Here is a 12,004-nt window from a genome sequence, read left to right as displayed (position 1 = left end):
TCTCATTCGCAGCGCCCAAAGGATGTTGTGCTGAAGGAGACGTACATGCCTGACCAACCCCATGAATCCCTCCCTTTTGAACCTGAGCACTTGAGCCTTGATATTGCGGCGCAAGTAGACGCTCAACTGCAGTTGATAGCACCCGACAGCCCCAACCGCGCGCTCTATCGCGAAATGCTGATGACCGTGTTGCGCATGGCCCACGACGACCTTGATCGCTGGAATGCCAAAATCACACTGCAAGCCATACGCGAACTGGAAAAGACGTTCCGGGTACTGGAGCAGTTCCGGGGCCGTCGCAAAGTGACAGTATTTGGTTCTGCGCGAACCCCCATCGAAGATCCTCTCTATGCATTAGCCCGAGAAGTGGGCGCCACGCTTGCGCAATCAGATTTCATGGTCATCACGGGCGGCGGTGCTGGCATCATGGCAGCCGCGCACGAAGGCGCTGGCGCTGATCACAGCCTGGGTTTCAACATCACCTTGCCTTTCGAACAGCGCGCCAACCCCACTATTCTTGGCACCCCCAACCTGCTGGCGTTTCACTTCTTCTTCACGCGCAAACTGTTCTTCATCAAAGAGGCCGACGGGCTGGTCATGTGCCCTGGAGGGTTTGGCACGCTGGATGAAGTGCTGGAGGTGCTGACCCTGATTCAGACGGGTAAGACGCCGTTGGTACCGGTGGTGTTGCTGGACATGCCGGGCGGAACATTCTGGCAAAGCGCGCTGGACTTTGTTCACAACCACCTTGAAGCCAATCATTACATCTTGCCCAACGACCTCAAGCTGATGCGGCTGGTTCACAGCCCCGAAGAAGCCGTGGCCGAGATTAACCAGTTCTATAACAACTTCCACTCGACCCGCTGGCTGAACAAACTCTTTGCCGTGCGCATGAAACGCCCACTCAATGAGGAGGCGTTACATCAGGTTCGACAAACGTTTGCAGACATTTGCCTGAGCGATGGCTTCCATCAGCACGTCGACGATGAGCCCGGCTTCAGTCATTTGACTCGTTTAAGTTTTGCTTTCAGTGGTCGCAATCAAGGCCGCCTGCGTGAACTGGTAAATTTTATAAACCTGCCACGCAACTGGGCTGAACAATCAGGAGCGAGCTGTAGCCAAGAGATGGGCACAACCTTCACTTAATGGGATGCATTGGAACACGAAGGGCTTGGCGTACCTCACAACGCTTGGCAGCGACACCAGCTGTTATCTGCTGTTGCTGCCAAACGCTGTGATAGGCGTATTAATCATCAAACTCTCGGCCACTCAGCAGTCGACCGATCATTTCAAGCGAGTAGCCGCGATAGCTCAAGAAACGCCCCTGACGGGCGCGCTCTTTGGGATTTTCTGGCATGCACCCGGAAAACTTTCGCTGCCACGCCTCTTTCAACTGCTCTTGCCAGTTGATTTCAGACTCACGCAATGCTTGCTCAATATCCCCCCGCGCCAAGCCACGCTGGTTGAGCTCTTCACGAATACGCAAAGGGCCGTAACCGGAACGGGCGCGATAGCGGATATAGCTTTCGAGGTAACGCGACTCTGACAACAGCCCCTCTTGCGTTAAACGGTCGAGGGCGATGTCGATCATCTCAGGGCAAGCGCCGCGCTGACGCAATTTGCGCGTCAGCTCGACTCGACCATGCTCGCGGCGCGCGAGCAGGTCCATTGCGGATCGCCGGATGGCGGTGAGGTCTTCCAGAACAGCTGTCATGGCTCAATCAGTTGCTGTCGTCGTCCGAACCGGTGTTTTCAAGCTCCATTTCGGCAGCTTCCTGCTCAGCTGCCGCTTGCTTGGCCGCCTTGCTCATTTTTGGCATGACTTTCATTTCAGCCAGTTCGCTTTCAGTCATAGGGCCCAACAGCTTGTCACGCAGCTGCTTTTCAAGGGTGGCCTTGATGTCCGGGTTCTCATCGAGGAACTTGGCCGAGTTGGCCTTGCCCTGACCGATTTTGCTGCCCTGATAGCTGTACCAGGCACCGGCTTTTTCAACGAAACCGTGCAATACGCCCAGCTCGATCATCTCGCCATTGAGGTAGATGCCCTTGCCGTACAGAATCTGGAATTCTGCCTGGCGGAAGGGAGGTGCCACTTTGTTTTTGACGACTTTGACCCGGGTTTCGCTGCCGACTACGACGTCGCCTTCTTTCACTGCACCGGTACGACGGATGTCCAGTCGAACCGAAGCGTAGAACTTCAGGGCGTTACCACCGGTAGTGGTTTCCGGGCTACCGAACATGACGCCGATTTTCATACGGATCTGGTTGATGAAGATCACCAGGCAGTTGGCGTTTTTGATGTTGCCGGTAATTTTGCGCAAGGCTTGCGACATCAAGCGGGCTTGCAGACCCACGTGGGTATCACCCATGTCGCCTTCAATTTCCGCTTTAGGCGTCAGGGCCGCCACGGAGTCAATGATGATCACGTCAACCGCATTGGAGCGCACCAGCATGTCGGTGATTTCCAGTGCCTGTTCGCCGGTGTCAGGCTGGGAAACCAGCAGGTCATCGACATTCACGCCAAGCTTGGCGGCGTATTCAGGGTCCAGCGCATGTTCAGCGTCGACGAATGCGCAGGTGGCGCCCGCTTTTTGGGCTTGCGCGATAACGGACAGGGTCAAGGTGGTTTTACCGGAAGACTCTGGACCGTAGATTTCAACAATGCGGCCCTTTGGCAGACCGCCAATGCCCAGCGCGATGTCCAGACCCAGCGAACCGGTAGAGATAGCCGGGATGGCCTGGCGGTCCTGATCGCCCATCAGCATGACGGCGCCTTTGCCGAATTGACGTTCGATCTGACCCAAGGCCGCAGCCAAGGCTTTCTTCTTGTTGTCGTCCATTAAAGTCCTCTCGTAATCAATAAGGCCTGGCGGCCGATAACTGTATAAGTAGCCAGTATTATTCCACAGGGTTTCAGGATCGCCTACCCCTGATTTTTTATTTCTCTTACCGTTCGGCGTATTAAGCCTTCCAGAGCCGCTTTGACTGTTTGCCGACGGACCTCGTCGCGGTCCCCCGGGAAATGCCTGCACTCGGCAGAAACCTCGCTGCCACCCCCCCAGGCCAGCCAGACCGTGCCCACCGGCTTGGCCGCAGAACCTCCGCCGGGCCCTGCCACACCGCTGACCGCAACTGAAAAACGTGCCCCGCTCTGCGCTTGTGCGCCGCGGGCCATGGCCTCTACCACTTCACGGCTGACAGCGCCGACCTGGGCGAACAAGGGCTCCGGCACTTGCAACTGCCTGGTTTTCTGATGATTGGAATAGGTAACAAACCCCGCTTCAAACCAGGCCGAACTGCCTGCGATACGGGTGATGGCTTCTGATATTGCGCCACCGGTGCATGACTCGGCGGTCGTGACCTGCGCATTAAGAACCTGCAATTGCCGCCCAAGTTCAGCCGCAAGCTGAGTTAATTCATCCACGATCGACTCCTTTAAAGCGCTCACTCGGGCCACTAAGCTACACGACCCCCATTCGGGTCGCCACGGGCCGGGCATCACCTCAGGCGGTGAGCGCTCGTCAGCCCAAAAGGGCTAACCGTCAACCCCCAAACGCTTTGCAGCCCAACGTTGATACAGGCTGATGGCAGCATCTGCGCCCGCCAGTGCCGTCAAACACCCCAAGGCGCCCGCGGCCCAGACCGACATGCCGGCCGCGTAAAGCAGCATGAACGTCGAGACCCCGCACACCATACAAGCGCCAGAACGCAGCGCCAGCCGGCGCACCAGCGGCCATCCGCTCGCGCCCTCTTTGTCGGCCCGCCACATTTCGCCAAAAATACCGCCCACCAATGCCAGAAGGACGACCAGCAACACCGGCATATCCAACAAAACTTGCGGATCATTCATCGCTTCATCACTCCTGAGTCCTTATCGAAAAGCGTCAATGTCTGACTTATAGGCTGAACACTTGACGCTCCTCTCGCACCACATCCTTGCGTAAGGTCGACCTCTGCAGCCATAAAACCAAGATTATGTCTGTATGAATATACAGTCAATGCACTGATGCATATTCTTTCCTTCGCTTATGAGTGTCAGCTGCAATCGCAAGCCGGGCAGGACATTTCTTTTCAGGTGCGAAAAAAAGCCTGCTGAGAGCAGGCTTTAGGGGGGAGAAGCGTCTTAGCGGGCGTACATGCCCCACCAGAACACATGGCCGAGAATCACCAGTTGCTCATCCTCAAGGTCGGCATAGAGGTAATCCTCATCTGGATACTCGTCGCGGTTAAAACTGCGCAAACGCAGCCCAGTCGCCAGGCGATACAGCTGTTTTACCCGAAGCTCGCCGTTGTGGTTGATTGCATACAGATCGCCGTCCACAACATCATCCAGTGAACGTTTACCGGCATTGACCCCGACTGTTGCGCCGTCACGCAGGACCGGCAGCATGCTGTCACCGCGTACCGTTACACATTTCGCCTGATCGAATTGCACACCGTTGTGCCGCAGGCTGCGCTTGCCAAAACGCAGCTTGGCTCGCTCACTTTCCTCAATGGCAAAACGCCCGGAACCTGCCGCCAGCTCAACCTGACGCAAGAACGGGATCGACACCTCGTCATCGGCCACGGGCGTATCGTCATCCCACAGGCAAATATCACGCAGCTCCGGATGCCGCGGCTCGGGGTGAGGCACTGGGTCCTCACGCCCACGCAGGCGGTCAGTGCTGATATTGAAATACGCGGCTATTTTTGAAAGATGGCGGTCTGACGGCTCGGCAATCTTGCCACTCAAAATTCTGGACAGCGTGGATTGCGGGACACCGGTCAGACGATGCAACGCCATGGCACTGATGTGGTGCCGTTCGAGCAGCGCTTTAAGGACGATTGAAACAGTACGTTCAGGCATGGGCCGAATATTGCTGGGCAAGCGCCCCGTTGGCAAATCCTAATTCTTCTCTATATAGCAACACGCCGGACTGAGCCGAGCATGCCTGTAGATGCAAGGCGCTGGCATGTTAACCTTGCGCCCATTGCCATAAAGCTGTGCCCGGCACCCGCTTTTCACTCCTCTTTTATAAATGAATCCGCCTAAGCCCTGATGAGTAAAAATACTTCCGACCTGTCTTCCCACACACCGATGATGCAGCAGTACTGGCGCCTGAAAAACCAGCACCCTGATCAGTTGATGTTCTATCGCATGGGCGACTTTTACGAGATCTTCTACGAAGACGCGAAGAAGGCTGCCAAGTTGCTGGACATCACCCTCACGGCACGTGGACAGTCGGCAGGACAGGCGATTCCCATGTGCGGCATTCCTTATCATGCGGCCGAAGGTTATCTGGCCAAGCTGGTGAAGCTGGGCGAGTCGGTGGTGATCTGCGAGCAGGTTGGCGACCCGGCCACCAGTAAAGGACCGGTTGAGCGTCAAGTGGTGCGGATTATCACGCCAGGCACCGTCAGTGATGAAGCGCTGCTGGATGAGCGCCGCGACAACCTGATTGCCGCCGTTCTTGGCGATGAACGTTTGTTTGGTCTGGCCGTTCTGGACATCACCAGCGGCAATTTCTCGGTATTGGAAATCAAGGGCTGGGAAAACCTGCTGGCTGAACTGGAGCGCATCAACCCGGTTGAGCTGATGATCCCCGACGATTGGCCTCAAGGCCTGCCCGCCGAGAAACGCCGTGGCGTGCGTCGTCGTGCACCGTGGGACTTCGAGCGCGATTCGGCCTTGAAAAGCCTGTGCCAGCAGTTTTCCACCCAAGACCTCAAAGGTTTTGGCTGTGAAAACCTGACATTGGCCATTGGGGCAGCCGGTTGTTTGCTCAGTTACGCCAAGGAAACCCAACGCACCGCCCTGCCCCACTTGCGCAGTCTGCGCCACGAACGCCTGGACGACACGGTGGTGCTCGATGGCGCCAGCCGCCGCAATCTTGAGCTGGATACCAACCTGGCGGGCGGGCGCGACAACACGCTGCAGTCGGTAGTGGATCGCTGCCAAACGTCTATGGGCAGCCGCTTGCTGACCCGCTGGCTGAATCGTCCATTGCGCGATTTACCGGTACTGCTGTCACGCCAGACCTCGATTACCTGCCTGCTGGACGGCTATCGCTTCGAGCGCTTGCAGCCCCAGCTCAAAGAAATCGGCGATCTGGAGCGCATTCTGGCGCGTATCGGCCTGCGCAACGCAAGGCCCCGCGATTTGGCGCGTCTTCGTGACGCACTGGCCGCACTGCCTGAACTGCAAGACGCCATGCTCGATTTGCATGCGCCGCACTTGCAGCAGTTGGCGGCCACCACCAGCACCTATCCCGAACTGGCTGCGTTGCTGGACAGAGCGATTATTGATAACCCGCCTGCGGTGATTCGTGACGGCGGCGTGCTGAAAACCGGCTATGACGCCGAGCTGGATGAACTGCAAGCCTTGAGCGAGAACGCGGGTCAGTTCCTGATTGACCTGGAAGCCCGTGAAAAAGCCCGTACCGGGCTGGCCAATCTCAAGGTCGGGTACAACCGGGTGCATGGCTATTTCATCGAGCTGCCAAGCAAACAAGCAGAACAGGCGCCTGCGGACTACATCCGCCGCCAGACCCTCAAAGGTGCCGAACGGTTTATCACCCCCGAGCTCAAAGCCTTTGAAGACAAGGCCCTGTCCGCCAAAAGCCGTGCCCTGGCCCGCGAGAAAATGCTTTACGAAGCGCTGCTTGAAACCCTGATCGGTGAATTGCCGCCGCTGCAAGACACGGCCGCCGCACTGGCCGAACTGGACGTACTGAGTAATCTGGCCGAACGCGCTTTAAACCTCGACCTCAATTGCCCGCGGTTCGTTGAAGAACCGTGCATGCGCATTCAACAAGGTCGTCATCCGGTGGTGGAGCAAGTGCTGACCACCCCTTTTGTGGCTAACGATCTGGCGCTGGATGACAACACCCGCATGCTGGTGATTACCGGCCCGAACATGGGTGGTAAATCCACTTACATGCGGCAAACCGCCCTGATTGTGCTCTTGGCGCACATCGGCAGTTTTGTCCCGGCCGCCAGCTGCGAACTGTCGTTGGTCGACAGGATTTTCACGCGTATCGGCTCCAGCGATGACCTGGCTGGCGGACGCTCTACCTTTATGGTGGAAATGAGCGAAACCGCCAACATTCTGCACAACGCGACAGAGCGCAGCCTGGTGTTGATGGACGAAGTGGGCCGTGGCACCAGCACGTTTGACGGTTTGTCGTTGGCATGGGCTGCGGCAGAACGTCTCGCTCAATTGCGCGCCTATACGCTGTTCGCTACCCACTATTTCGAATTGACCGTGCTGCCAGAGAGCGAACCACTGGTGGCCAACGTGCATTTGAGCGCGACCGAACACAACGAGCGCATTGTCTTCCTACACCACGTATTGCCTGGCCCTGCGAGTCAAAGCTACGGGCTTGCGGTGGCCCAACTGGCGGGGGTTCCGGCGAATGTCATCACTCGCGCTCGCGAACATTTAAGCCGACTCGAAACCACCAGCCTGCCCCATGAAGTGCCTGCACCGGCCCCAGGCAAACAATCAGCGCCCCAGCAAAGCGATATGTTTGCTAGCCTTGCGCATCCGGTGCTGGACGACCTGGCCAAGCTGGATCTTGACGACCTGACGCCACGCAAAGCCCTTGATTTGCTCTACACATTAAAGACACGCATCTAACCATGCGATAGAATCGCGCGCGGTTCGGGATGCTACTGGCCTTTTAGCCTGGCCAATAGATACCACTCCCGAGCCTGGCGAGCCCGACCTGGAAGGGCTTCGCTGCCGCCGCCTGAGGAGAAAATTAGAAATGACCTTCGTCGTCACCGACAACTGCATCAAGTGCAAGTACACCGACTGCGTAGAAGTCTGTCCGGTGGACTGCTTTTACGAAGGCCCGAACTTCCTGGTGATTCACCCGGACGAGTGCATTGATTGCGCGCTTTGTGAGCCTGAATGCCCGGCGCAAGCCATCTTCTCCGAGGATGAAGTGCCAGCGGGTATGGAGAATTTCATTCAGTTGAATGTGGAGCTGGCTGAAATCTGGCCGAACATCACTGAACGCAAAGACCCTCTGCCGGACGCGGAAGAGTGGGATGGCAAACCAGGCAAGATCGAACACCTGGAGCGCTGATTCACGCTGCACTAAAAAGCCCCGTCTCTTGCGAGCCGGGGCTTTTTACGTTTTGACGTTGCGCTTTAATCCTCATCCGGGCCGCACGCCTCTCCTGCCACTGCAAAGCAGGCCGGGCTTAGCGCTGATTAGCCTGCGATGTCGCACCCCGTGGCTTCTTGCAATTGTTCACGGGTAACACCCGACGCCAGCTCTACCAGCTTGAGCCCTTGCTCGGTGACATCCAGCACCCCTAAATCGGTGATGATGCGATCCACCACACCCACGCCAGTGAGCGGCAGATCGCATTGCTTAAGCAGTTTGTGGGCGCCACCTTTGGCGGTGTGCTCCATCAATACCACCACGCGTTTGACTCCGGCCACCAAATCCATGGCCCCGCCCATGCCTTTAACCATCTTGCCGGGAATCATCCAGTTCGCCAGGTCACCCTTCTCGGAGACTTGCATCGCGCCCAGGATCGACAGGTTGATGTGCCCGCCGCGAATCATCGCGAAAGAGTCCGCGCTATTAAAGAAGCTGCTCCCGGGCAAGGTGGTGATGGTCTGCTTACCCGCATTGATCAAGTCAGCATCGACTTCTTCTTCAGTGGGAAACGGACCAATCCCCAACAGACCATTCTCACTTTGCAGCCAGACGTCCATACCTTGCGGGATGTAGTTGGCCACCAGCGTCGGCAAACCAATGCCCAGGTTGACGTAAAAACCATCCTGCAGTTCTTGGGCGGCGCGGTGCGCCATTTCTTCACGAGTCCAGGCCATACTTAGGCGCTCCGCACAGTGCGTTGTTCGATGCGTTTTTCCGGGGTGGCATTGAGGATCAGCCGCTGTACGTAGATCCCGGGCAAATGAACCTGATCAGGTTCGATCTCGCCAATTTCAACGATTTCTTCCACCTCGACCACACACACTTTCGCGGCCATCGCGGCCAACGGGTTGAAGTTGCGCGCTGTTTTATTGAACAGCAGGTTGCCTGATTTATCGGCTTTCCAGGCTTTAACCAGTGCGACGTCGGCACGCAGTGAGCGCTCCATGACGTACCACTCGCCATCGAATTCGCGGGTTTCTTTGCCTTCGGCAACCAGGGTTCCGTAACCGGTCTTGGTGTAGAACGCCGGAATACCAGCGCCACCCGCGCGCAGCTTCTCAGCCAGCGTCCCTTGTGGGGTGAACTCAAGCTCCAACTCACCGGCCAGGTACTGACGTTCGAATTCTTTGTTCTCCCCCACGTAGGAAGAAATCATTTTACGAATTTGCCGCGTGGTCAGCAGTTGACCCAGGCCAAACCCGTCTACACCGGCGTTATTGCTGATCACGGTCAACTCGCGCTTGCCACTGTCGCGCAAGGCAGCGATCAGGGCTTCTGGAATCCCGCACAATCCAAAACCGCCCACGGCCAGGGTCATCCCGTCTTCGACGAGCCCCTGCAAGGCGGATTCAGCACTCGAGTAAATCTTATTCACTTGTTATTCCTCGAATTGGCCACGGTGCGCCTGGCACCTGTGGCCTGCTTGCTTTAGTCGAGGACGGACACCTAAGAAAACGGCTGTCGCCCACCCCCCGATCTTGGCTGCCCCAGCCTTAGGCCAGAGCGTTGCCCGAGTGTAGGGGAAGGCGGCGAAGGAACTCTAGCCATGAGTGTGGATGGCGTAGAAATAAATGCAGGGTGTGTCGCGTTTGCGCAACGCTTTGACGGGTAAGTCGGGCCACGGATACGATCTTTAACAAACTCGTAACAATTGCCCTACAAAATACTTAGCTCGCTAATTTTAAACCCGCCGCCTAGACGTATATAAAGACCGACGTGATTTTAACGTTGCACAGACAAAAATCTTCTCTCGCCTTATGGCTGCAGGGAACTAGACTCTGATTCAGTTTTGTATGATGTTCGCAGGCCCGGATTCAATCGAAGCATATCCAGTCCCACGTCGACCCAGGACTCCGCTTCTTTATGAAGTTCAAAACTGTCGGGAACCAGCAGCCATTGCCCGATAAGACCGTCGATATAGGCGTGAAAACAGATGGCTGCGCGGCGTACGTCGAGGGTTTCGGGGAGTTGGTGCCGATGAATCGCATTGATCAGGGTGAGCTCAATCCGAGTGTTGCAGTCGATCATTGCCACTTGGCGCTGACGTCGCAAATCGCACATTTCGTCAGTGAATTCACACTTATGAAACAAAATCTCATTAATTCGCCGAGTTTTTGGATCAATTGCCACTTGGTGAAGCAAATGGATCAGCAGCTTGCGCATGCAGCCAAGCGGGTCGATTTCGTCTTGACTCTTACAGGCTTCAGCGAGCGCATCCAAAGGCTCATGCAAACTGTCCAGCATCGCCTGCACAACGTCGGCCTTGTTGCTGAAATGCCAGTAGATCGCGCCTCGCGTCACCCCGGCCAGCGTGGCGATATCAGCCAGCGTCGTGCGCGCAACACCTCGCTCATAGAAAGCCCTTTCGGCTGCTTCGAGAATCGCACTGCGGGTTTCCTGCGCTTCTTCTTTGGTACGACGCACCATGGCAATAAAAACCTCAATCAGGGTGGTCCTAACGGCTCTGAAAAGCCCCCAAGACCTATATCGGGTGGCGTTTGTTGTGCCTTATCCCGGCCTACAGCTCACGCAATGAAAAGGGCTGAAACATGTCTTTAACGACACAACCCTGCTATTTACAAACAGACACGAATGTAAGTATATTCCTTAGCAAGCTACTTATCCACCCGGAACAGCTTTCTTTACCCTTCCACTATTCTTGTGCGCTTTCGCGTGCCTGACCCGAGGATCTTCATGCAATTCAAGCCAGCTGTTACCGCTCTGGTTGCCGCCGTCGCCCTGGCATCGCTGCTCAGCGGATGCAAAAAGGAAGAAGCGGCACCTGCCCCCCAAATCCCTCAGGTCGGTGTTGTCACGCTGAAAGCCCAGCCCTTTACCTTGACGACCGACCTTCCAGGCAGAACAACATCCTACCGTTCTGCCGAGGTTCGCCCACAAGTGAACGGGATTATTCTTAAGCGCCTGTTCAAAGAAGGCTCTGACGTCAAAGTCGGTCAGCAGCTGTATCAAATTGATCCGGCCATCTATGAAAGTGCCGTCTTGAGCGCACGCGCGACCTTACAGTCGGCCAAATCACTGGCTGACCGCTACAAGCAATTGGTCGCAGAGCAAGCCGTAAGCCGCCAGGAATACGACAACGCCGAAGCCGCGCGCCTTGAAGCTGAAGCCACGCTGAACACGGCTCAGGTCAACTTGCGTTACACCAAGGTATTGGCACCTCTGACCGGCCGCATCGGTCGTTCGCTCTACACCGAAGGCGCGCTGGTCACCAGCGGCCAGGCCAATGCTCTGGCAGTGATCACGCAACTGGACCCGATCTACGTGGACGTGACCCAGTCGTCGGTTGAAATGCTGGAGCTGCGCAAAGACCTCGCCGATGGCCGCCTGAAGAAAGCTGGCGAAAATGCCGCCAAGGTCAAGCTGACACTGCCCGATGGCAGTGAGTATGGTCAGGAAGGCCGCCTTGAATTCAGCGAAGTCTCGGTCGACGAAACCACCGGTTCGGTGACCTTGCGCGCCGTATTCCCCAACCCTGATGAAATCCTCTTGCCCGGCATGTTTGTGCACGCGCAACTGGAAGCCGGCATCGACAGCAATGCAATCCTCGCCCCTCAAGTGGGCGTGACCCACAACCTCAAAGGTCAACCGACAGCATTGATTGTCGGCCCGGACAACAAGGTTGAGCTGCGTGTGCTTGAAGCATCGCGCACCGTGGGCAGCGACTGGCTGGTCGAGAAAGGCCTGAACCCGGGCGATCGCCTGATTACTGACGGCCTGCAATTCATCAAGCCTGGCGTTGAAGTCAAAATCATGGAAAAACCACAAGGCGCAACCCCGGCATCTGCCCCGGCAACAGAAAAAGCTGCAGGCAGTAAAGGGGAATAAAC

12 protein-coding genes are annotated in these 12,004 nt (G+C 56.6%); 4 read left to right on the top strand and 8 right to left on the bottom strand.

Translation table 11 applies throughout. The annotated features are described in order from the left end of the window. Positions 1 to 45: 45 nt before the first annotated feature. Positions 46 to 1,146: an LOG family protein gene (locus tag TU74_RS01425; protein WP_047292550.1), complete on the top strand. Its 1,101-nt coding sequence runs from the start codon at positions 46 to 48 to the stop codon at positions 1,144 to 1,146. Positions 1,147 to 1,246: 100 nt separating this feature from the next. Here TU74_RS01425 and recX read toward each other — a convergent pair whose 3' ends face one another. The 5 genes from recX to TU74_RS01400 all read right to left on the bottom strand — a co-directional run bounded on the left by recX (position 1,247) and on the right by TU74_RS01400 (position 4,846). Beyond that, positions 1,247 to 1,714 carry a recombination regulator RecX gene (gene recX / locus TU74_RS01420; protein ID WP_048374678.1) on the bottom strand — a complete coding sequence of 156 codons (468 nt, stop codon included), beginning with the start codon at positions 1,712 to 1,714 and terminating at the stop codon, positions 1,247 to 1,249. A gap of 7 nt (positions 1,715 to 1,721) precedes the next feature. Then, complete coding sequence (gene recA / locus TU74_RS01415; RefSeq protein WP_048374676.1) at positions 1,722 to 2,840, bottom strand: recombinase RecA; 1,119 nt, start codon at positions 2,838 to 2,840, stop codon at positions 1,722 to 1,724. Between the two features lie 83 nt (positions 2,841 to 2,923). Continuing rightward, positions 2,924 to 3,424, bottom strand: coding sequence for a CinA family protein (locus tag TU74_RS01410; protein ID WP_048374675.1), 501 nt, complete (start codon positions 3,422 to 3,424; stop codon positions 2,924 to 2,926). Positions 3,425 to 3,535: 111 nt separating this feature from the next. After that, positions 3,536 to 3,850 carry a phage holin family protein gene (locus TU74_RS01405; protein ID WP_047274129.1) on the bottom strand — a complete coding sequence of 105 codons (315 nt, stop codon included), beginning with the start codon at positions 3,848 to 3,850 and terminating at the stop codon, positions 3,536 to 3,538. Between the two features lie 273 nt (positions 3,851 to 4,123). Continuing rightward, on the bottom strand, positions 4,124 to 4,846 hold the full coding sequence (locus tag TU74_RS01400; RefSeq protein ID WP_047292544.1) for a LexA family transcriptional regulator: 723 nt from the start codon (positions 4,844 to 4,846) through the stop codon (positions 4,124 to 4,126). A 192-nt stretch (positions 4,847 to 5,038) separates the two neighbouring features. On the opposite strand from TU74_RS01400, the gene mutS reads away from it, so the two are divergent. Both mutS and fdxA read left to right on the top strand, forming a co-directional pair. Then, positions 5,039 to 7,618, top strand: a complete 2,580-nt coding sequence (gene mutS / locus TU74_RS01395; protein WP_047274125.1) for a DNA mismatch repair protein MutS — start codon at positions 5,039 to 5,041, stop codon at positions 7,616 to 7,618. Positions 7,619 to 7,748: 130 nt separating this feature from the next. After that, a complete protein-coding gene (gene fdxA / locus TU74_RS01390) occupies positions 7,749 to 8,072 on the top strand; it encodes a ferredoxin FdxA (RefSeq protein WP_047292542.1) in 324 nt (107 codons plus the stop codon). A gap of 128 nt (positions 8,073 to 8,200) precedes the next feature. Here fdxA and TU74_RS01385 read toward each other — a convergent pair whose 3' ends face one another. From TU74_RS01385 to TU74_RS01375, 3 genes are all read right to left on the bottom strand, one after another. Then, complete coding sequence (locus TU74_RS01385; protein WP_047274121.1) at positions 8,201 to 8,830, bottom strand: CoA transferase subunit B; 630 nt, start codon at positions 8,828 to 8,830, stop codon at positions 8,201 to 8,203. Positions 8,831 to 8,832: 2 nt separating this feature from the next. Continuing rightward, complete coding sequence (locus tag TU74_RS01380; protein ID WP_047274119.1) at positions 8,833 to 9,531, bottom strand: CoA transferase subunit A; 699 nt, start codon at positions 9,529 to 9,531, stop codon at positions 8,833 to 8,835. A 380-nt stretch (positions 9,532 to 9,911) separates the two neighbouring features. Next, positions 9,912 to 10,583, bottom strand: coding sequence for a TetR family transcriptional regulator (locus TU74_RS01375; RefSeq protein WP_048374672.1), 672 nt, complete (start codon positions 10,581 to 10,583; stop codon positions 9,912 to 9,914). A 267-nt stretch (positions 10,584 to 10,850) separates the two neighbouring features. Here TU74_RS01375 and TU74_RS01370 point away from each other — a divergent pair, with 267 nt between their 5' ends. Continuing rightward, a complete protein-coding gene (locus TU74_RS01370) occupies positions 10,851 to 12,002 on the top strand; it encodes an efflux RND transporter periplasmic adaptor subunit (protein ID WP_047274117.1) in 1,152 nt (383 codons plus the stop codon). Positions 12,003 to 12,004: the final 2 nt, after the last annotated feature.

The sequence above is a fragment of the Pseudomonas lundensis genome, assembly GCF_001042985.1.
GTDB classification, from domain to species: domain Bacteria; phylum Pseudomonadota; class Gammaproteobacteria; order Pseudomonadales; family Pseudomonadaceae; genus Aquipseudomonas; species Aquipseudomonas lundensis.
Note: the sequence above shows the minus strand (reverse complement) of the source record. Positions and strands in the feature narration are given on the sequence as shown.

What these genes read in the sequence shown, in the direction of transcription:
- TU74_RS01425 (WP_047292550.1), top strand. Translation starts at nt 46, where the DNA reads ATGCCTGACCAACCCCATGAATCCCTCCCTTTTGAACCTGAGCACTTG.
- recX (WP_048374678.1), bottom strand. Translation starts at nt 1,714, where the DNA reads ATGACAGCTGTTCTGGAAGACCTCACCGCCATCCGGCGATCCGCAATG.
- recA (WP_048374676.1), bottom strand. Translation starts at nt 2,840, where the DNA reads ATGGACGACAACAAGAAGAAAGCCTTGGCTGCGGCCTTGGGTCAGATC.
- TU74_RS01405 (WP_047274129.1), bottom strand. Translation starts at nt 3,850, where the DNA reads ATGAATGATCCGCAAGTTTTGTTGGATATGCCGGTGTTGCTGGTCGTC.
- TU74_RS01400 (WP_047292544.1), bottom strand. Translation starts at nt 4,846, where the DNA reads ATGCCTGAACGTACTGTTTCAATCGTCCTTAAAGCGCTGCTCGAACGG.
- mutS (WP_047274125.1), top strand. Translation starts at nt 5,039, where the DNA reads ATGAGTAAAAATACTTCCGACCTGTCTTCCCACACACCGATGATGCAG.
- fdxA (WP_047292542.1), top strand. Translation starts at nt 7,749, where the DNA reads ATGACCTTCGTCGTCACCGACAACTGCATCAAGTGCAAGTACACCGAC.
- TU74_RS01385 (WP_047274121.1), bottom strand. Translation starts at nt 8,830, where the DNA reads ATGGCCTGGACTCGTGAAGAAATGGCGCACCGCGCCGCCCAAGAACTG.
- TU74_RS01375 (WP_048374672.1), bottom strand. Translation starts at nt 10,583, where the DNA reads ATGGTGCGTCGTACCAAAGAAGAAGCGCAGGAAACCCGCAGTGCGATT.
- TU74_RS01370 (WP_047274117.1), top strand. Translation starts at nt 10,851, where the DNA reads ATGCAATTCAAGCCAGCTGTTACCGCTCTGGTTGCCGCCGTCGCCCTG.